Annotated in this window: 18 protein-coding genes and 1 tRNA gene; 9 read left to right on the top strand and 10 right to left on the bottom strand. The window is 66.3% G+C overall.

Annotation, left to right across the window (positions count from 1 at the left end; genetic code table 11):
• Positions 1-72 precede the first annotated feature (72 nt).
• Both rpsA and ACNI3K_RS10315 read right to left on the bottom strand, forming a co-directional pair.
• Positions 73-1566: a 30S ribosomal protein S1 gene (rpsA, locus tag ACNI3K_RS10320; RefSeq protein ID WP_419391808.1), complete on the bottom strand. Its 1494-nt coding sequence runs from the start codon at positions 1564-1566 to the stop codon at positions 73-75.
• 157 nt (positions 1567-1723) lie between these two features.
• Positions 1724-2122, bottom strand: a complete 399-nt coding sequence (locus tag ACNI3K_RS10315; protein WP_419391807.1) for an FAD synthase family protein — start codon at positions 2120-2122, stop codon at positions 1724-1726.
• 53 nt (positions 2123-2175) lie between these two features.
• On the opposite strand from ACNI3K_RS10315, the gene ACNI3K_RS10310 reads away from it, so the two are divergent.
• Entirely contained in the window at positions 2176-3594 is a 1419-nt protein-coding gene (locus ACNI3K_RS10310) for a CDP-glycerol glycerophosphotransferase family protein (RefSeq protein WP_419391806.1), read from the top strand.
• A gap of 50 nt (positions 3595-3644) precedes the next feature.
• Here ACNI3K_RS10310 and ACNI3K_RS10305 read toward each other — a convergent pair whose 3' ends face one another.
• Both ACNI3K_RS10305 and polA read right to left on the bottom strand, forming a co-directional pair.
• Positions 3645-4664, bottom strand: a complete 1020-nt coding sequence (locus ACNI3K_RS10305) for a 6-phosphofructokinase (RefSeq protein WP_419391805.1) — start codon at positions 4662-4664, stop codon at positions 3645-3647.
• Positions 4665-4710: 46 nt separating this feature from the next.
• Positions 4711-7371, bottom strand: coding sequence for a DNA polymerase I (gene polA, locus ACNI3K_RS10300; RefSeq protein WP_419391804.1), 2661 nt, complete (start codon positions 7369-7371; stop codon positions 4711-4713).
• Positions 7372-7389: 18 nt separating this feature from the next.
• Between polA and ACNI3K_RS10295 the strand changes: the two genes are divergently transcribed.
• From ACNI3K_RS10295 to ACNI3K_RS10275, 5 genes are read left to right on the top strand one after another with little or no spacing between them, the layout of a single operon-like run.
• Positions 7390-7803 carry a PaaI family thioesterase gene (locus ACNI3K_RS10295; protein ID WP_419391803.1) on the top strand — a complete coding sequence of 138 codons (414 nt, stop codon included), beginning with the start codon at positions 7390-7392 and terminating at the stop codon, positions 7801-7803.
• A 50-nt stretch (positions 7804-7853) separates the two neighbouring features.
• The gene (locus ACNI3K_RS10290; RefSeq protein ID WP_419391802.1) at positions 7854-8993 is read left to right on the top strand and encodes a branched-chain amino acid ABC transporter permease; all 1140 of its coding nucleotides are present in this window, start codon (positions 7854-7856) and stop codon (positions 8991-8993) included.
• Between the two features lie 3 nt (positions 8994-8996).
• Positions 8997-9971, top strand: a complete 975-nt coding sequence (locus tag ACNI3K_RS10285) for a branched-chain amino acid ABC transporter permease (protein WP_419391801.1) — start codon at positions 8997-8999, stop codon at positions 9969-9971.
• Positions 9964-10833 (top strand): ABC transporter ATP-binding protein, encoded by an 870-nt coding sequence (locus ACNI3K_RS10280; protein ID WP_419391800.1) that lies wholly within the window; start codon positions 9964-9966, stop codon positions 10831-10833. Before ACNI3K_RS10285 ends, ACNI3K_RS10280 begins: the two co-directional genes overlap by 8 nt.
• Entirely contained in the window at positions 10830-11558 is a 729-nt protein-coding gene (locus ACNI3K_RS10275; RefSeq protein ID WP_419391799.1) for an ABC transporter ATP-binding protein, read from the top strand. The genes ACNI3K_RS10280 and ACNI3K_RS10275 overlap by 4 nt, the downstream gene beginning before the upstream one ends.
• A 260-nt stretch (positions 11559-11818) precedes the next feature.
• On the opposite strand, the gene ACNI3K_RS10270 is transcribed toward ACNI3K_RS10275, so the two are convergent.
• The gene (locus tag ACNI3K_RS10270; RefSeq protein ID WP_419391798.1) at positions 11819-13090 is read right to left on the bottom strand and encodes an ABC transporter substrate-binding protein; all 1272 of its coding nucleotides are present in this window, start codon (positions 13088-13090) and stop codon (positions 11819-11821) included.
• A 242-nt stretch (positions 13091-13332) separates the two neighbouring features.
• Positions 13333-13959, bottom strand: a complete 627-nt coding sequence (locus ACNI3K_RS10265) for an ANTAR domain-containing response regulator (protein ID WP_419391797.1) — start codon at positions 13957-13959, stop codon at positions 13333-13335.
• A gap of 124 nt (positions 13960-14083) precedes the next feature.
• Here ACNI3K_RS10265 and ACNI3K_RS10260 point away from each other — a divergent pair.
• Both ACNI3K_RS10260 and ACNI3K_RS10255 read left to right on the top strand, forming a co-directional pair.
• Positions 14084-14157: transfer RNA gene (locus tag ACNI3K_RS10260), tRNA-Leu, on the top strand.
• Positions 14158-14240: 83 nt separating this feature from the next.
• Positions 14241-14810, top strand: coding sequence for an iron transporter (locus tag ACNI3K_RS10255; protein ID WP_419391796.1), 570 nt, complete (start codon positions 14241-14243; stop codon positions 14808-14810).
• Between the two features lie 19 nt (positions 14811-14829).
• Here ACNI3K_RS10255 and ACNI3K_RS10250 read toward each other — a convergent pair whose 3' ends face one another.
• From ACNI3K_RS10250 to ACNI3K_RS10240, 3 genes are read right to left on the bottom strand one after another with little or no spacing between them, the layout of a single operon-like run.
• Positions 14830-15072, bottom strand: a complete 243-nt coding sequence (locus tag ACNI3K_RS10250) for a thioredoxin family protein (RefSeq protein ID WP_419391795.1) — start codon at positions 15070-15072, stop codon at positions 14830-14832.
• A 46-nt stretch (positions 15073-15118) separates the two neighbouring features.
• On the bottom strand, positions 15119-16174 hold the full coding sequence (locus ACNI3K_RS10245) for a permease (RefSeq protein ID WP_419391794.1): 1056 nt from the start codon (positions 16172-16174) through the stop codon (positions 15119-15121).
• The gene (locus tag ACNI3K_RS10240; RefSeq protein ID WP_419391793.1) at positions 16171-16485 is read right to left on the bottom strand and encodes an ArsR/SmtB family transcription factor; all 315 of its coding nucleotides are present in this window, start codon (positions 16483-16485) and stop codon (positions 16171-16173) included. Before ACNI3K_RS10240 ends, ACNI3K_RS10245 begins: the two co-directional genes overlap by 4 nt.
• Positions 16486-16594: 109 nt before the next feature.
• On the opposite strand from ACNI3K_RS10240, the gene ACNI3K_RS10235 reads away from it, so the two are divergent.
• Positions 16595-17059 carry a methylglyoxal synthase gene (locus ACNI3K_RS10235; RefSeq protein WP_419391792.1) on the top strand — a complete coding sequence of 155 codons (465 nt, stop codon included), beginning with the start codon at positions 16595-16597 and terminating at the stop codon, positions 17057-17059.
• Positions 17060-17129: 70 nt separating this feature from the next.
• Here ACNI3K_RS10235 and pyk read toward each other — a convergent pair whose 3' ends face one another.
• Complete coding sequence (gene pyk / locus ACNI3K_RS10230; protein ID WP_419391791.1) at positions 17130-18548, bottom strand: pyruvate kinase; 1419 nt, start codon at positions 18546-18548, stop codon at positions 17130-17132.
• Positions 18549-18559 lie beyond the last annotated feature (11 nt).

Genomic DNA, 18559 nt, shown 5'->3' with positions numbered 1-18559 from the left:
GCCAATCGCCACGGCCCCGGACATGCAACAGGGCCGCGATCCTCATCGGATCGCGGCCCTGTCGAAGCGGTGCTAGTTGCCCGTCAGCTTCTCACGGAGTGCCGCGAGGCGCTCGTCAGAAGCAAGGGTGCCGGCGTCGGCCGGCTCCTCGTGCGAGGTGTACGACGGACCGGCATCGGCCTTCGGGCTGCGCTTGCGCGCTGCCGCGGCCGCGGGTGCCGGGGTCGACTCGGCCTCGACGGCCTGCTCCTCCTGCTTGGTGACGAACTGCTTGTGAGCTTCCCAGCGCTCGTGCGCCTTCGCGTACTCGGCCTCCCAGGCCTCGCGCTGCTCGTCGAAGCCCTCTTGCCACTCCTGCGTTTCGGAGTCGAAGCCCTCGGGGTACTTGTAGTTGCCCTTGTCGTCGTACTCGGCCGTCATGCCGTACAGCGCGGGGTCGAAGTCCTCGCCGTTCGGGTCGACGCCCTCGTTCGCCTGCTTGATCGACAGGGAGATGCGGCGACGCTCGAGGTCGATGTCGATGATCTTGACGAAGACCTCCTCGTCCGCCTGCACGACCTGCTCGGGCAGGTCGACGTGACGCACTGCGAGCTCGGAGATGTGCACCAGGCCCTCGATACCCTCGAACACGCGCACGAATGCGCCGAACGGGACGAGCTTGGTGACCTTTCCGGGCACGATCTGGCCGATCGCGTGGGTGCGGGCGTAGACCTCCCACGGGTCCTCCTGGGTCGCCTTGAGCGACAGGGAGACACGCTCGCGGTCCATGTCGATGTCGAGAACCTCGACCTCGACCTCCTGGCCCACGGAGACGACCTCGTTCGGGTGGTCGATGTGCTTCCACGACAGCTCGGAGACGTGCACCAGCCCGTCCACGCCGCCCAGGTCGACGAACGCACCGAAGTTGACGATCGACGACACGGTGCCCTTGCGAACCTGGCCAGGCTGCAGCGCGGTCAGGAAGCTCGAGCGCACCTCGGACTGAGTCTGCTCGAGGAAGGCACGGCGCGACAGGACCACATTGTTGCGGTTCTTGTCGAGCTCGATGATCTTCGCCTCGATCTGCTGACCGATGTACGGGGCAAGGTCGCGGACGCGGCGCATCTCCACCAGCGACGCGGGCAGGAACCCGCGCAAGCCGATGTCCACGATGAGGCCACCCTTGACGACCTCGATCACCGAACCGGTGACGACGCCGTCCTCTTCCTTGAGCTTCTCGATCGAGCCCCAGGCGCGTTCGTACTGCGCGCGCTTCTTGGACAGGATGAGGCGACCTTCCTTGTCCTCCTTCTGGAGAACAAGAGCCTCGACGGTGTCGCCGACGGACACGACGTCGTCGGGGTTCGCGTCGTGGCGAATCGACAGCTCGCGGACGGGGATGACGCCTTCGGTCTTGTAGCCGATGTCGAGGAGCACCTCGTCACGGTCGACCTTGACGATGGTGCCTTCGACGAGGTCTCCGTCGTCGAAATTCTTGATGGTCGCGTCGATGGCGGCGAGGAAGTCTTCGCTCGAGCCGATGTCGTTGAACGCGATGGCGGTGGACTCGGGGGTGGATACGGACATGTAGGGGATAGCTCCGTTGGACGGTGGATGTGTGGGAATCTTCATCAATCGGTTCCCGTTCGCACAAGGCGCACGAGACCAACGATCATCCTACCCTGCGTGACCCCGCGAGCACAAAGCCCCGCGCGCATCGGCCCCGGAAGATGCGGAAGGCCGCTCAGTCCAGTTCGTCGCGGATGCTCTGGATGATGTCCGTCGTGGACACCTCCGCCGTGCGCGGCAGGTACACGACCTCGCACAACTCGGAGAAGTGGTCGAACTTGCCTGCCCAGTCGTCGCCCATCACCAGCACATCGGCTCGGTGCTCCCGGATGTAGTCGCCCTTGAGCTCGAGCGACTCCTCGACGAAGACCTCGTGCACACAGGCGAGGGACGCCACGATCGCGAGTCGATGCTCTTCGCGGTACACCGGGTAGCGACCCTTCTTCGAGAAGTTCAACGCGTCCGAGGACACGCCCACCGTCAGGTGATCGCCGAGCTCGGCGGCGCGCAGCAGCACATTCACATGTCCGATGTGGAACAGGTCGAACGTTCCGAATGTGAGCACCCGCGTCATGCGCTCAGGCTATCGGTTCGAATTCACCGATCGTTCACCTCTATACTTCCGGCGTGATCGGCAGACGGGTAGTGCGAGCAGCGCGACGTGCACGGCACTTCGCCGCCCGGGCGGTGAGGGGCATCCAGGATCGAACCGTGGGCCGCTGGTTCTACATGCGGCTCCCCCTCGATCCGAGCCTCGTGGCCTACACCGCCCTATGGCACCGGGCCCCGCGAGGAAACCCTCTCGCGATCTTTCGCAAGCAGCTCGAGCTGGCTCCCCACCTACGCGGCGTGTGGATCGTGCGCAAGCAGGACCTTCACCTGATGCCGGAGGGCATCGACTACGTGACCCCCCGCACCCTCGCGTACCTCCGCCTGATCGCCACGGCAACGGTCTTCGTGGACGACGCCAACCCTCATTGGAGCCTGCCCGCGCGCGAGGGGCAGCGCTACGTGCAGACGCATCACGGCACGGCCCTGAAGTACATGGGCGCCGACCGGCACTACTCGGGCAAGCGCCCGTCAGATGCGACCGTCGTCACGATGCACCGGCGGTCCCAGCGGTGGACCCACAGCCTCTCCACGAGCCCGTATCTCACGGAGGTGTGGCAGCGCGCCTACCAGAACGAGTGCCTTCAACTCGAGGTGGGGTTCCCGCGCAATGATCGGCTGATCGCTGCCACCGATACCGACCGCGCCGCGGCGCGCGCCAAGCTGGGGCTGGAGCCGCACGAGATCGCGGTGCTGTACATGCCCACGTGGCGCACACGTCGCCGCCCGCGCGAGGAGGACTTCGACCTCGATGACTTCGCCGGGTCGCTGCCCCCGGGGCACCGCCTGCTCGTGCGCGATCACTACTACCACGACCGTCGCGGACGCTCAGGGATGCCTGACCAGGTGCTCGACGTCTCGACCGGTTGGGAGGTCGAGGAGCTCTATCTCGCCTCGGACCTGCTTCTCACCGACTATTCCTCAGCGATGTTCGACTACGCGCTGCTCGACAAGCCCATCGTCCTGCTATGTGAGGACTGGGACGACTACCGCTGGTCCCGCGGGGCGTACTTCGACATCACGGCCGATGCGCCCGGTCCGGTGGCCATGACCGCGAGCGAGCTCGTAGGCGTCATCGCATCGCGGGAGTACGCATCGCCCACCCATGAGCGGCGGCGTGCCTCGTTCCGCGAGCGGTTCGCCACCTACGAGGACGGGCGAGCGTCTGAGACGGTGGTTCGGGTGGTGCTGCTCGGAGAGGACGCGGCGAGGTTCACGAATCGCGGTCGGCACGAGTCTCGTCCTGCGGGGTGGACGACTCACCCGCCGGTGTCCCACCCCGAGGATCCATCGATCGAGGAGCGTCTCGCCCCCATCGGCATGCCGCGGCCCTCTCCCGCGATCGCGACGCCTGCGCTCCAGGTCGAGGAAGACGACGAGCCGTCAGCGCCGTCAGCACCGTCGGTGGCCTCGGCGCCTTCGCCCGGCCTGAACTGACGGTGGCAGTGGCTGGCGTGGCCGATCGCATTGCCGACACCCACTGAGGCCTAGAGGCCCCACGCGGTCTGGAGGAGCTCCTCGGGCACGTACTTGGTCTTGCCAGCCATGACGGAGAAGTCCGTCATCTCGATCCTCTCGCCCCGCAGCGCCGTGTAGGTGCCGTACTCGTGTGCGGCGACCGCGTCGATCGCGGCGACGCCGAACCGGGTGGCGAGCAGCCGGTCTGCTGCCGTGGGAACCCCGCCGCGCTGGACATAGCCGAGCACTGTCAGACGGCAAGGGAAGCCCGTGACCCGCTCGATCGCTCGCGTCACCTGCGCCCCGACCTGGCCGGCAATGGGGTTGCCTTTGAGGTCCAGCGTGTCCGCCGCGTCCCAGGCGCTGCCCTCGGCGGGCACCGCGCCCTCCGCGACCGCCACAATGGAGAAGTCCTTGTAGCGATGCCGGTGGCGAATCTTCTTGCCGATGGTCTCGATGTCGAACGGTGACTCGGGGGCGAGAATGATGTCCGCGCCGCCGGCGATGCCCGCCGTGACTGCGATCCATCCACAGTGCCGCCCCATCAGCTCGACAACCATGACGCGGTTGTGCGATTCGGCGGTCGAGTGCAGCCGGTCGATCGCCTCGGTCGCGATCGAGACGGCGGTGTCGAAGCCGATCGAGGCGTCGGTGCCGACCACGTCGTTGTCGATGGTCTTGGGGATCCCGACGACGGGCACGCCCGACTTGTGGACCTTCGACGCGGCCTTGAGCGTGCCATCGCCGCCGATGCAGATGAGAGCGTCGAGCTTCTCGTCCTCGACGGTCTGGTGCACCGCCTCGATCCCGCCCTCAACCTTGTGGGGGTGGCTTCGCGCGGTTCCCAGCATGGTGCCGCCGTGCACCAAGATTCCGCTGACGTCCTCCTTGGTGAGGGGCACAGCCTCGCCGTTGATCACGCCTTCCCAGCCGTTGCGGAATCCCACGATGGACATTCCGTGCTCGGCGGTGCCGCGCTTGACGACGGCCCGGATCGCTGCGTTGAGGCCGGGGCAGTCCCCGCCTCCGGTCAGAATTCCTACGCGCATGTTCTCCAGCCTTGATCTTTTCGTGAAGCGTGGACCGTCATGAAGCCTAGTGGCCGGCCGCGCGCCAGTCGGACCCTCTTCCGACGTTCACGTCGAGCGGTACCGAGAGGTCTCCGGCGGCGTGCATCTGCTCGGTCAGTATCGCCTCAACCGCGTCTTGCTCTCCCTCGGCGACCTCGACCACGAGCTCATCGTGCACCTGCAATAGCTGGCGGGACGCAAGACCTTGGTCCTCGAACGCCTTGTCGACCCCCAGCATCGCCTTCTTGATGAGGTCGGCCGCGCTGCCCTGGATGGGCGCGTTGAGCGCCACCCGCTCCGCGATGTCGCGGCGCTGACGGTTCGTCGAGGTGAGGTCCGGGATGTAGCGGCGCCTGCCCATGATCGTCTCGGTGTAGCCCACGTCCCGGGCCTGGTCGACGACGGTGCGCAGGTAATCGCGCACTCCCCCGAACCGCGCGAAGTAGTCGTCCATCATCGATTGCGCCTCGCTCACCGGCACCGAGAGCTGGCGGGCGAGACCGAACGACGACAGCCCGTAGGCAAGGCCGTAGCTCATGGCCTTGACCTTCGAGCGCATCTCGGGGCTGACGTCCGCGGGGTCGACGCCGAACACCCGCGCGCCGACGAACCGGTGCAGGTCCTCCCCTGCACGGAACGCCTCGATCAGCCCTTCGTCGCCGCTCAGGTGGGCCATAATGCGCATCTCGATCTGGCTGTAGTCCGCAGTGAGCAGCGTCTCGTAGCCGTCGCCGACGACGAACGCCTCCCGGATTCGGTGGCCCTCCTCCGTCCGGATCGGGATGTTCTGCAGGTTCGGGTCCTTGGAACTGAGCCTTCCCGTAGACGCGACCACCTGCGAGAAGGTCGTGTGGATGCGGCCGTCCTCTCGCACGGCCTGGGCGAGCGTCTCGATGATCTGGCCGAGCTTCGCGGCGTCCCGATGCGCGAGCAACGCCTCCAGGAAAGGGTGTGGGCTCTTCGCCTGCAGGTCGGCGAGGGACGAGGCGTCGGTCGAGTACCCGGTCTTGATCTTCTTCGTCTTGGGCATGCCGAGGCGCTCGAACAGCACCTCCTGCAGCTGCTTGGGCGAGCCGAGGTTCACCTCGCCTCCGATGGACTCGTAGGCCTGTGCGGCCGCCAGCTCCGCACGCAGGCGGGCCCCGTCGGCGCGATCCGTGAGCCGTTCGCGATCGACGGCGATGCCGGCGTGCTCCATGCGCGCAAGCACCCCGATGAGGGGGATCTCGAGCTCGCGATAGAGAAGCGTCATCCCCCGGCGGTCGATCTCGGCGTCGAGCTCCGCACCCAGTCGCGCGACGTGCGCGGCCGTCGTGCCGGCCGCGTGGGCCGCCGAGGCGTCCAGGCCCAGGTCGAGCTCGTCGCCCGACGTCCCTCCGGTCGCCGTCACACCGAGGTAGCGCTGCAGCACCGAGGCCAGGTCGAAGCCCCGCTGATCCGCGTTGACGAGGAACGCGCCCACCTGCGTGTCGCCCGCGACGCCGCCGAGGCGGATGCCCCGCGCCATCAGCGCGTGCCACGCGTCCTTCGCCCCGTGGAGGGTCTTGGCGGTGCCGTCTCCCTCAAGCCACGACCGCAGCAAGCTCTCGTCCGCTGCGCTCAACGCAGTGAGGTCGATGCCCCACGCCTGGCCCTCGGCGGACACGCCGATCGCCCACGCGTCGGCATCGGCTCCCGTACGACCCTCGACGTGAACCGCAACCGGGCCCGTCAGAGCAGTCACCGCAGCCACGGCACCATCGGTCACCACCTCGACCTCGGCGGGCTGCTCGGGCACGTCCGCCTCAGCAACCGAGTCGGCGTTCGCGAGAGGCAGCAGGCGGTCGCGCAGCGTGCGGAACTGGAGAGCGTCACACACTTGATGCACGGCTGCGGCATCGGCACCGTGGTACTCGAGCTCCGCCACGGTCAGGGGAACCTCGAGATCGGTCAGCAGGTGATTGAGCTCCCGGTTGAGACGCACCTGATCGAGGTGATCGCGCAGGCTCTGGCCCGCCTTGCCCGGGACGTCATCCGCGTTGTCGAGGATCCCCTGCAACCCGCCGTACACGCCGATCCATTTGGACGCGGTCTTGGGGCCCACGCCCGGCACGCCGGGAAGGTTGTCGCTGGTCTCCCCGACCAGCGCAGCCAGGTCCGGGTACTGATCTGACCGCACGCCGTACTTGTCGACCACCGCATCGGGCGTGAAGTGAACCAGATCGGACACGCCCTTGCGCGGGTAGAGCACAGTGACGTCGTCGGTGACCAGTTGCAGCGTGTCGCGATCTCCAGACACCACCAGCACTCGCATGCCGGACTCTCGGCCCAATTGTGCGTAGGTGGCGAGAAGGTCATCCGCCTCGTAGTTGTCCTTGTCGACGGCCGCGACACCGAGCGCATCCAGCACCTCGCGAATGAGCGGCACCTGCGGCTCGAATTCGGGTGGAGTGGCGTCACGAGTGCCCTTGTACGAGGGAAGACGCTCGGTCCGGAAGGTCCCGCCCGGAAGATCGAATGCCACTGCGACGTGCGTGGGCGCGTGGTCCCTCATGAGGGTCGCAAGCATCGAGGCGAAGCCGTAGACGGCGTTCGTCGGAACCCCGGTCGAGGTGGCGAAGTTCTCGACAGGAAGGGCGAAGAAGGCCCGGAATGCCATCGAGAATCCGTCAATCAGCAGCAGTGTCGGTCGGTTCTTCTCGCTCACTGTGCCAACCTATCCCCTATGACTGACAACGACGACGTGTCATTCGGTGCCGTCCTGGACGGCACTCTCATGGAGCGCATGGGCATCATCGTCGACTCCGTGACCGCCGAGCGGGCCGAGGGAACCATGCCGGTCGCGGGAAACACCCAGCCTTACGGGCTGCTGCACGGCGGGGCCTCCGCAGTCCTCGCCGAGACGCTCGGTTCGTTCGCTGCCATGGCCCACGCGGCGCCTGGCGGGGTCGCCGTCGGGATCGAGCTCAGCATCAGTCACCATCGCTCGGCAAGGGAGGGGATCGTGCGCGGCGTGGCGCTCCCCTTGCACCGAGGCCGTACCATCGCGACCTACGAGATAGTGATCACGGACGAATCGGGCAGATCTGTCGCAACGGCGCGACTTACCTGCTCCATTCGTCAACCAGCCGCCACATAGCGGAAACATGCATGGCGTATGTTGATGGAATCCTGACGAGGAGGGGATCCTTGACGAAAAGTATCGACCGACGCGCGATTGTTCGCGCGCTGATCGTGTTCGTCCTGGCAGTTGCCGCTTTCTCCGCACTTTCGGCCCTCGGCTCCACAGCCGCAGCGGCGGAGGTCTCGGACGTTGCCACCGCGGTGGCGCCGGCCGGTGCGGGAAGTGTGGAAACGGTCACGGCAGACGCGTTGCTCGACGACGAGACATCGGATGAAGGTGGGCCCACCGGGGACCGTGTCGCTCAGAACATCTTCAATGGCGTGGTGTTCGGGCTCATCCTTGCGCTCGCCTCGGTGGGGCTGTCACTGATCTACGGAACCACCGGGCTGAGCAACTTCGCCCATGGTGAGCAGGTATCGCTGGGAGCGATGCTCGCGTACTTCTTCTCGACGCAGCAGCCCGTCTCGGTCCCGTTGATCCCGATCGAGTTCGTGATCGGCTGGCCACTGTGGCTGGCGGCGATAGCCGCGATCATCGTCGCGGGCTTCACGGGCTGGCTGCAGGACAAGTTCATGTGGGCCAAGCTCCGTAAGCGCGGCGTCAAGACCGTCCAGCAGATGATCGTGTCGATCGGTTTCTCGCTCGCTCTGCTGAACTTCCTCCAGTGGTGGATCGGCCCGGATCGTCTGCGGGTCTCGACTGCGATCGAGGACCGGAACCAGATCGGCCCGATCCGGCTCGGCAACGTCACCGCAATGTCCATCGCCATCGCGATCATCGTGCTCCTCGCAGTCGCGTACTTCCTGCTGCGCACCCGACTGGGGCGCGCCACCCGCGCCGTGTCCGACAACCCGTCGCTCGCTGCGGCATCGGGAATCAAGGTCGACGGCATCATTCGACTGGTGTGGATCATGGCAACCAGCCTCGCCGCCCTCGGCGGCATCCTGATGGCGCTCTACGACTCGGGTACCAAGTTCGACATCGGCGCACGGCTGCTGCTGCTCATGTTCGCTGCGGTGACCCTCGGTGGGCTCGGCCAACCGTTCGGCGCCCTCGTGGGATCTCTCGTGATCGGCGTCGTCGTGGAGACGTCGACACTCTGGCTCGGCCCCGACCTCAAGTACGCGACCGCGCTCGCAATTCTCATCCTGGTGCTGCTGGTGAGACCGCAAGGAATACTAGGACGAGCGGAAAGGGTGGGCTAGCTCATGGACATACTGATTAGTGTGCTGCGCGAGGCGATCGCGCCTACGACTGCGGCCTTCGCCCTCGCGGCCATCGGCCTCAACTTCCACTTCGGCATGACCGGCCTGCTCAACATGGGTCAAGCGGGCTTCATGCTGCTCGGCATGTACGGCTACGCCATCACGGTGCGCGAGGGCGGTCCCATCTGGCTGGGGGTGCTCGTCGCGCTCGCCTCCGCCGTGGTATTCGGCGTGCTCCTCGGCTGGCCCACGCTGAAGTTGCGCGGGGACTACTTGGCCATCGTCACGATCGCGGCCGCCGAGATGATCCGATATCTGGGACGCTCACAGAATCTCAACTCGCTGACCGGAGCATCCTCGGGAATTCGCGGCAACGACTTCAAGGGGTCCTTCGAGATGCTGTCCCCCTTCCCCGACCGCATGGTCGAGCTGGGGCCCATCGCGCTGCACGGCACCCGCTCCACCAGCTGGTGGCTGACGGTCGTCGGGTGGACAGTCGTCGCGCTCATGACGCTGATGTTCTGGCGCCTCTCGCGCTCTCCGTGGGGCCGCGTGCTCAAGGGCATCCGCGAAGACGAGGACGCCGTCCGGTCCCTCGGCAAGAGCGTGTACTCGTACAAGATGCAGGCGCTGGTGATCGGCGGTGCGATGGGCGCACTCGCGGGGATCATCTGGGCGCTCAGCGCGTCGGTCCAACCCGACTCCATGGGCAGGCCCACCACATTCTGGATCTGGACCCTGCTCTTGCTGGGCGGAGCGGCCACGGTATTCGGCCCCATCCTCGGCGCGATCCTGTTCTGGGGCGCGTTGGTGCTGGTCCGCGGCCTTGCGAGCCTGTTGATCCCGGACACCGTCCTCAACACCCAGCAGCTCGAGCCGTTCTCGCTCACGCTCGTGGGAGTGACGCTGATGTGCTTGGTGATCTTCAGACCCCAGGGAGTGCTGGGAGACAAGAGGGAGTTGGCCTTCCATGACTGACGACGTGTTCTCACAGGTACCGAGCGAGCCCGGTGCGCCCAAGCCCGATCCGATCGTGATCGCCGACAAGGTGCATCGGCACTTTGGAGGGCTCACGGCGGTCGACGTGGACCACTTCGAGGTCCAGCGCGGCACGATCACCGCGCTGATCGGCCCCAACGGCGCGGGAAAGTCGACCTTCTTCAACCTGCTCACCGGGTTCGACAAGCCCCAGACCGGCGACTGGCTGTTCAACGGCAAATCGCTCAAGGGCGTCTCCCCCGCCAAGGTCGCCCAGGCCGGCAAGGTACGCACCTTTCAGCTCACCAAGGCGCTCAGCCGTATGACCGTGATCGAGAACATGCGACTCGGGGCCACCGGGCAGCGCGGAGAGAACTTCTTCATGGCCTTCGTGCCCGCGCTGTGGCGTCAGCGTGAAGAGGAAATCACCGAGAAGGCGCACGTGCTCCTCAAGCGCTTCAAGCTCTACGAGAAGAAGGATGAGTTCGCTGGCTCCCTGTCAGGGGGCCAGCGCAAACTGCTTGAGATGGCACGGGCACTGATGTCCGATCCCGAGATGGTGATGCTGGACGAGCCCATGGCAGGCGTGAACCCGGCGCTCACCGAGTCTCTCCTCGATCACATCGTGCAGCTCAAGCACGAGGGCGTCACCGTGCTGTTCGTCGAGCACGACATGCACATGGTGCGCCGCATCTCCGACTGGGTGGTGGTGATGGCCCAGGGCCAGATCATCGCCGAGGGCCCGCCTGAGTCCGTGATGCAGAACAAGCAGGTCCAGGAGGCCTACCTGGGCGCGCACATGGACGAGGACCTCTCCGAGCTGCCGGCCGACGACGTGACGACCAAGGAGAAGTCCGAATGACCGAGACTGCACCGCTGCTCATCGCCGACGACATCATTGCCGGGTACGTCCCCGGCGTCGACATCCTCAACGGTTGCTCGATGACGGTCGCCGAGGGCGAGCTGATCGGCATCATCGGCCCCAACGGCGCCGGTAAGTCGACCTTCCTCAAGGCCCTCTTCGGACTCGTGGGCATCACGTCTGGCACGGTCACACTCGGAGGCGAGAGCATCGTCAACAAGCGCGCGGACGAGCTCGTGCGCATGGGTGTGGGCTTCGTGCCGCAGTCTGACAACGTGTTTCCCTCACTCACGATCCGCGAGAACCTCGAGATGGGCGCGTTCCAACTGCGCAAGGGCTTCAAGGCCCAGTACGAACGAGTCATGGACCTGTTCCCTGATCTCGCCTCCCGAGACCAGCAGCGTGCGGGTTCGCTCTCCGGTGGTGAACGCCAGATGGTCGCCATGGCGCGGGCGCTCATGATGGACCCCAAGGTGCTGTTGCTCGACGAGCCGTCCGCTGGCCTGTCCCCGGTGCGCCAGGACGAGACGTTCGTGCGTACGCGCGAAATCAACAAGTCGGGCGTCACCGTCATCATGGTCGAGCAGAACGCGCGGCGTTGTCTGCAGATCTGCGACCGCGGCTACGTGCTCGACCAGGGCACCTCCGCGTACACCGCAACGGGCCAGGAGCTCCTTAAGGACCCCAAGGTCATCGAGCTGTACCTGGGCACGCTGGGCGCTTAAAGCTCCCCCAGTCCCCCGCTTCAGGACCCCGTCAGCGCATCGCTGGCGGGGTCTCTTGCGTATATGCCGCCGATGCCCGGGCTGGCTCAGTGCCCCGGTTCACCTGTGTCCCTTCCCTGAGCGAACTTCACGTATCAGAGTGGCACACGTACGTGACGAAGGAGCGCGAACGGGGCCCGCGCATCGGCCCTCCCCACACGCGAAGAGGGCTCCCGGCCGAAGCCGGAAGCCCTCTCGCTGTGAGGTGTGACAGTTAAGGCTTACGCCTCACCGGCCACCGACTCCACCCAGGTCTGGACGTTGTCGTCGCCGTACTCGTAGACGCCGATGAAGGCGCTCGAGGGGTCGTTGTCCTCGTTGAACGGACCGACACCGGACACCGCCTGGTAGTTGATGTCCTCGCCGGCCTCGATGAGGTCAGCGCACTCGACCCATCCGGTGCACTCCGTGCCACCGTCAGCGCCCGAGACCGCAGCCATGTTGTCCGCAATGGTCTGACCGTCGCCGGCCCCACCCTTGAGCGCCGCGAGAGCGGCGAGCATGGTCGCGTCGTACGACTCTGCGCCATAGGCGTAGGAGTCGAGCGGCGAACCGTTGACCTCGTCGAGCAGAGCCTTGAAGTCATCGCTGGGCTCGGCGCCGGGGATGGTGCCCTTGGCACCGGTCATGGTGCCCTCTTCGAAGTCCGCAGAGTAGTCCGCGGTGTTGCCGTCCGTCAGGTAGATCTGGTCGGCAGGGTAGCCCGCACCCACCAGGGCGGGGATGATCGACTTGGTCTGGTCGAACGCGATCACGAGCACGCCGTCGGGGTCCGTGGCCAGCACGTCCTGGACGATGGACTCGAAGTTCGCGGCGTCGGTCTGGAACTCGTCGCCCGACGCACCGTACGTCAGAGTGGCGCCGGCCTCCTCGATCGCAGGCTGCACGACGTCGCGAAGCGAGGTCGCGTAGTCGTCGGCCATGGGCATGATGGCCAGGTTCTCGACGCCGTCATCCAGAATCAGGTTGGCAAGTGCGTCGCCCTGCACGGTGTCCGGCGGAGCCGTCCGGAAGAACAGCGGCGAGTAGCCCGAAAGTGAGGTCGCGGTGTTCGCCGGTGAGATCTGCGCGATCCCCGCAGCAGTGATGTCATCGATCACGTTCAGCGTCACAGCGGAGGAAGCCGCTCCGACGATAGCCCCGACCTCTTCGGCCGTGAGCTCCGAGACGGACTGAGAGGCGATCTGGGGGTTGTCGGTGTCGGAGGAGTCGGTGTGGATGATCTCCACGTCCTGGTCCCACACGCCGCCGGCCTCATTGATCTCCTGCTGCGCGAGATCGACGCCTGCGACCTCGGGCGGGCCGAGGAAGGCGAGGCTACCGGTCAACGGCAGGAGCGAGCCGATCTTCAGGGCTTCGCCGGAACCTCCGGTGTCGCCGCCGCCGTCAGTCGCGGTCGTCTCAGTCTCAGAATCGCTTGCGCAGGCCGCAAGGGCCAGTGAGGCGGCGGCAGCAAATGCCGCGCCCCGCGCGATGGTGTTCCATCGAGCCATGTTGTGTTCCCTCCACACTGGCGGAAGTCCGCCAGAAGATCCCACCAGGGACGGTCCCTGGCGGCATTAACCTCACGGTAGCGTCAGGACGTTTCAGATGTGGGTCCCATGCATCACGATTTTGTGACCTAAGGGGATTGAGGGGCCAGGTATTCGGCTTGCGGCGCGGGCGCCACGCGCTATTCGTGCGCGACGGGCCGAATGCGAGGGTGAGCCGCGAGGCTGCTAAGACCGCGCAGTTGCTAAGACTTGGCGTCGCCCATCTGGTCGATGACCGCCTCTGCCACCTCGCGCATGGTCAGGCGCCGGTCCATCGAGGTCTTCTGGATCCACCGGAAGGCCTCGGGCTCGTTGAGCCTCATCTTCTCCATGAGCAGGCCCTTGGCGCGCTCGACCTTCTTGCGTGTGTCCATGCGCTCGTTGATGTCTGCGATCTCGGACTCGAGCGCCCGGATCTCCACGAAGCGCGAGGCCGCGATCTCCACTGCCGGGAGCAGATCCGCGGGGGTGAAGGGCTTGACGACGTAGGCCATCGCGCCGGCATCCCGTGCACGTTCGACGAGCTCGGTCTGGCTGAAGGCGGTGAGCAGCACGACGGGGGCGAGACGCTCGGCGGCGATCTTCTCCGCTGCAGTGATGCCGTCCATGACGGGCATCTTGATGTCCATGACGACCACGTCGGGCTGGTGCTCGACGGCGAGGGCTACCGCCTCCTCACCGTTCGCAGCCTCCCCCACGACGTCGTATCCGCCCTCCGTGAGGGTCTCGACGATGTCCATGCGGATCAGCGCCTCGTCTTCTGCGACGACGGCGCGGCGCTTCTTTGCCTGCGCCTCGGGCTGGTCTGTGGGGTCGTTGGTCTCAGTCACGGTGCCCAGCCTAATATCTGCGGAGGCCATTGACCCAACCGGCGCGTCGAACAGGTGTGAAAGCGTGCGCGCACACGCCGCTGGCACGCATGCGCCGCGCCAGGCGCTAGCCTGTTATCCGCTGGCCCCGATAGCCCAACCGGCAGAGGCATACGGCTCAAACCCGTACCAGTGTGGGTTCGAATCCCACTCGGGGCACGCTCCTGGAATTCACGACCGCCGTGCGCGGTTCTCCCCATCGAAAGCCGCCGCCGCGGCGCACTCGATCCGAAGGAGCAGCCATGACCACACCGCAGCCCGCGATGGACCCCTCCTCGTCCGAGGCCGACGAGGTTCAGTTGTCCCACGCTCGTGCACAGGGAGACGCCTATCGGCGCGCCGTCCAGCACATGGCGCAGGAGGTGGCCGACGACGGCGGCATGCAGGACGTGGGCGGCTACTCGATCGCATACGCCCTCGAGGAGGCGGAGGGCATGTACCACCTCGCGGAGGGCGTCCTCGAGTGGCGCAACCCGGAGGAGGAGAACCTCCACGTCGAGATTGCGGTCATGGATGCGGCCGACGGCCGGTTCGTGCCGGGGCTGGATGTCGAGATCGACCTGATCGCTCCCGACGGCTCGGTCGTGGGGCCGGTGACATTGCCGATGCTCTGGCACCCGATGATCTCCCACTACGGGGCAAACGTGACCGTGCCTGCCGACGGGAAGTACGACCTGCGGGTGCGCGTGGGCGCGGCACCGTTCATGCGTCACGATGAGATCAACGGCCGTCGCTTCGCCGATCCCGTCGAGACGACCTTCTCGGGAGTCAGTGTCGAGCGCGACAGCGAGCCGGTCGATCCTCCGACGTGACGCACGCCCCCGCGACTGTTCAGGCAGTACGTGCCGCGAGCAGTTCTCGAACGCGCGACGCAGTAGGGACACGGCCGGCGATGACCACCACGTCGTCCACGACCAGCCCCGGCGTGGTCATCACGCCATAGCTGGCGATGGCGGCATAGTCCGTGACCTTCTCGACCTCGGCGGTTAGGCCCAGGTCCGCGATCGCTTCACGTGTGACTCGCTCAAGCGCGACGCAGTTGCGGCATCCTGGGCCGAGGATTTTGATGTTCATGATGACCTCCGTGGGGTGAGTGGATCCGGGTGTACGCGGCACGCCGCTAGAAGACGGCGTTGAAGAGGAAGCCGACGATCATGATGCCCGCGGCGACGGTCCCGAAGAAGAGCCCCAGGAGCGGCCCCTTCAGCACGCGCCTCAGCAGAATGAACTCCGGGATCGACAGCGCGACGGTGCCCATCATGAAGGCCATCACGGTGCCGGTGGCCATGCCCTTGGCCCAGAGAGCCTCAGCGATCGGGATGACGCCGGCGGCGTTCGAGTACAGCGGGATTCCGACGAGCGTCGCGACCACGACGGCGAGGGGGTTGTTCGGGCCGGCGTACGTGGCGAAGAACTCCGTGGGCACCCAGCCGTGCACCGCGGCACCGACCGCGACGCCGACGATCACCCACTTCCACACGCGTCCGACGATGTCGCGCGTCTCCTCCCAAGCGGCCCCCACGCGTTCGGCGAGACTCGGCCGATGACCGTCAAGCCCCAGCGCCGCGACCGGAGCGGCGAACACGAAGTCCTCGACCCACCGCTCCAGGCTCATGCGGGAGAAGATCCAGCCGGCGGCCATAGCGAGCCCGAGACCAGCGGTGACGTATGCGCCAGTCACCTGCCAACCGAACATGTCCGCGAGCATCACGACCGCCACCTCGTTGACAAGTGGTGAGGCGATCAGAAACGCGAACGTCACCCCGAGCGGCACGCCGGCAGCGACAAACCCGATGAAGAGGGGGATCGACGAGCACGAACAGAAAGGCGTCGCGGCGCCGAGCACAGCCGCCATTCCCAAGGACAGCACGAGCGGCTTGCCCTCAAGGAAGCTCCGGACGCGCTCGGGCCGCAGGGTCGTCCGCAGCAGGCCGATCACGAAGATCATGCCGACGAGCAGGAGCAGGATCTTCGCCGTGTCGTAGAGCAGGAAGTGCACTGCGCCGACGACCGGCTGGCGCAGGTCGAGGCCGAGCCACTCCCCCAACATCACGTCCCACGCAACCTCGTTGACCGCGAACAGGACCGCCCACAGGGCAGCCAGGCCCGCGAGCACCAGAATGAGTCTTAGCGTCGCACCACGAGTGCCGCTGAGGAGTCCGGATCCGGCGCTCATGAACCGGCCCTGCTGTCGTTGCCCGGCAGCGAAGCGACCAGGCGTTCGAAGGTGTCCGGGCACACCGCATAGTCGACCCACCGGCCGCGCCGCGTGGCCGTCACGAGCCGGGCCTCTCGGAGCACCTTGAGGTGGTAGCTCATGAGGTTGCCAGCGACCGGCACAAGTTCCTGCAGTTCGCACACGCATCGCGGTCCATTCGACAGCACGTCGAGGACCGTCCACCTGACGGGGTCCGCAGCGGCCACGAGCACACTCACGCGCTCCTCCGCATCGCACTCCCATACCTCAGTGCGCGTTGATGCAGCCATATTTGAACTGTAGGACCCGCATCGAGGTCGCTTGCGGGACCTAGGTCGGTGGGCGGCAGTCGGCCCGGCCGGCCAGGTCGAAACGTGAGTGACGCGTCATACTGCAAGGATGAACGACACACGCCAGCCCACCGCAGCCCGCCACATCGCGCTCGTCGCGCACGACAACAAGAAGCCCGAGCTGCTCGAGTGGGCGAGCTTCAACGCGGGCTCGCTCAAGAAGCACCACCTCTACGCCACCGGCACTACGGGAAACATGCTCGAGCACGAGCTCGGCATGCGTGTTCACCGCTTCCTCTCCGGCCCCGTCGGGGGTGACCAGCAGATCGGCGCGCGCATCGCCGAGGGCGGCATCGACATGCTGATCTTCTTTTGGGACCCGCTGGAGTCCCAGCCGCACGACCCCGACGTGCGCGCGCTGCTACGACTGTGCACGGTGTGGAACATCCCGATGGCCAGCAACGTCGCCACCGCCGACTTCCTGATCTCCTCTCCCCTGTTCCACGAGGAGTACGAACGCGCCGTGCCCCCGTTCGGTCCCCGCGACTACACCGAGCTCTCCGGCAAGGACTGACCGCCGCCGAACGCACTGCGGCCCGCTCTCCTGGGGAGAGCGGGCCGCAGTCGCATCGGGATGCTGAGTGCTACTTGCGCACCTGGCCGACCTTGTGCACGAAGATCGAGTTGGTGGTTCCGGGAGTTCCGACGGGCGTGCCGGACACGACAACCACGTAGTCCCCGTCGCTGGCCATGTCGTTGTCCTTGAGGTGGCTGTCCACAAGGTTGACCATCTCGTCCGTCGACTCCACGCGCTTGACGAGCTCCGCGTTCACTCCCCACGTGAGGGCCAGACGCTTCTGCGTCTTGGGGTCAGGGGTGAAGGCGAGCATCGGGACGCTCGGACGCAAGCGCGCCATCCGCAGCGCCGAGTCCCCGGACTGCGTGAAGGTGACGATGTACTTGATGTCGAGCACGTCGGCGATCTCTGCCGCCGCGTGGGTCACGGCGCCACCGCGGGTCTTGGGCGTGGTGAGGAACGGTGCGATCCTCGTGAAGCCCTTCTCCTCGGTGTTCTTGACGATCCGCGCCATGGTCTCGACCGTGACGATCGGGAACTCGCCCACGGACGTCTCGCCCGACAGCATCACCGCGTCGGTGCCGTCAAGGATGGCGTTCGCGCAGTCGGAGGTCTCGGCGCGGGTCGGCACCGGGGAGTGAGTCATGGACTCGAGCACCTGAGTGGCGACGATGACCGGCTTGGCGTGCGCACGGCACAGCTCGATCGCGCGCTTCTGGACCAGTGGGACATCCTCGAGCGGCAGCTCCACTCCGAGGTCTCCGCGCGCCACCATGATGCCGTCGAAGGCATCGACGATCTCCTCGAGGTTGTCGACGGCCTGCGGCTTCTCGACCTTGGCGATCACCGGCACCGTGATGCCCACCTCGGACATGATGCGGGCGACGTCGTCGTAGTCCTTTGCCGAGCGGACGAACGACAGCGCGATGAAGTCGGCGCCGAGCTTGAGGCCCCAGCGCAGGTCGTCCTCGTCCTTCTCGGACAGCGCCGGGACAGAGACCGCGACGCCGGGCAGGTTGATGCCCTTGTTGTTCGAGACGGGGCCCGGAACCACCACAGTGGTGACCACGTCGGTGTCGGTGACCTCCGTGACCTCGAGGCGGACCTTGCCGTCGTCGATCAGCAGCGAGTCACCGACCGAGCAGTCGGCGGGAAGGCCTTCGAACGTGGTGCTGCAGATGTCCTTGGTGCCCTCGACGTCGCGCGTCGTGATGGTGAACGTGTCACCGACCGCAAGGTCGTGGGGGCCGTCGGAGAAGCGACCGAGGCGGATCTTCGGGCCCTGCAGGTCGACGAGCACGGCGACGTTGCGTCCCGCCTCCTCCGCGGCCTGGCGCACGTTCTCGTACACCTGCTCGTGCTCTCCGGCGCTGCCGTGAGAGCGGTTGATCCGGGCAACATCCATGCCCGCGCCCACCAAGAGGCGCATGTCCTCGATGGCGGACGTCGCGGGTCCAATGGTGCAGACGATCTTCGCGTTTCGCATGTTCTCCAACC

It is taken from the genome of Demequina ureilytica (assembly GCF_048553575.1).
Lineage (GTDB): Bacteria > Actinomycetota > Actinomycetes > Actinomycetales > Demequinaceae > Demequina.
This window is presented reverse-complemented; position numbering and strand designations above follow the sequence as displayed.

Coding starts and splice junctions, on each gene's coding strand:
- ACNI3K_RS10235 (WP_419391792.1), top strand. CDS start 16,595: ATGAACGACACACGCCAGCCCACCGCAGCCCGCCACATCGCGCTCGTC.
- ACNI3K_RS10270 (WP_419391798.1), bottom strand. CDS start 13,090: ATGGCTCGATGGAACACCATCGCGCGGGGCGCGGCATTTGCTGCCGCC.
- ACNI3K_RS10305 (WP_419391805.1), bottom strand. CDS start 4,664: ATGCGCGTAGGAATTCTGACCGGAGGCGGGGACTGCCCCGGCCTCAAC.
- ACNI3K_RS10295 (WP_419391803.1), top strand. CDS start 7,390: ATGACTGACAACGACGACGTGTCATTCGGTGCCGTCCTGGACGGCACT.
- ACNI3K_RS10240 (WP_419391793.1), bottom strand. CDS start 16,485: ATGGCTGCATCAACGCGCACTGAGGTATGGGAGTGCGATGCGGAGGAG.
- ACNI3K_RS10250 (WP_419391795.1), bottom strand. CDS start 15,072: ATGAACATCAAAATCCTCGGCCCAGGATGCCGCAACTGCGTCGCGCTT.
- pyk (WP_419391791.1), bottom strand. CDS start 18,548: ATGCGAAACGCGAAGATCGTCTGCACCATTGGACCCGCGACGTCCGCC.
- ACNI3K_RS10285 (WP_419391801.1), top strand. CDS start 8,997: ATGGACATACTGATTAGTGTGCTGCGCGAGGCGATCGCGCCTACGACT.
- ACNI3K_RS10275 (WP_419391799.1), top strand. CDS start 10,830: ATGACCGAGACTGCACCGCTGCTCATCGCCGACGACATCATTGCCGGG.
- ACNI3K_RS10315 (WP_419391807.1), bottom strand. CDS start 2,122: ATGACGCGGGTGCTCACATTCGGAACGTTCGACCTGTTCCACATCGGA.
- ACNI3K_RS10255 (WP_419391796.1), top strand. CDS start 14,241: ATGACCACACCGCAGCCCGCGATGGACCCCTCCTCGTCCGAGGCCGAC.
- rpsA (WP_419391808.1), bottom strand. CDS start 1,566: ATGTCCGTATCCACCCCCGAGTCCACCGCCATCGCGTTCAACGACATC.
- ACNI3K_RS10280 (WP_419391800.1), top strand. CDS start 9,964: ATGACTGACGACGTGTTCTCACAGGTACCGAGCGAGCCCGGTGCGCCC.
- ACNI3K_RS10245 (WP_419391794.1), bottom strand. CDS start 16,174: ATGAGCGCCGGATCCGGACTCCTCAGCGGCACTCGTGGTGCGACGCTA.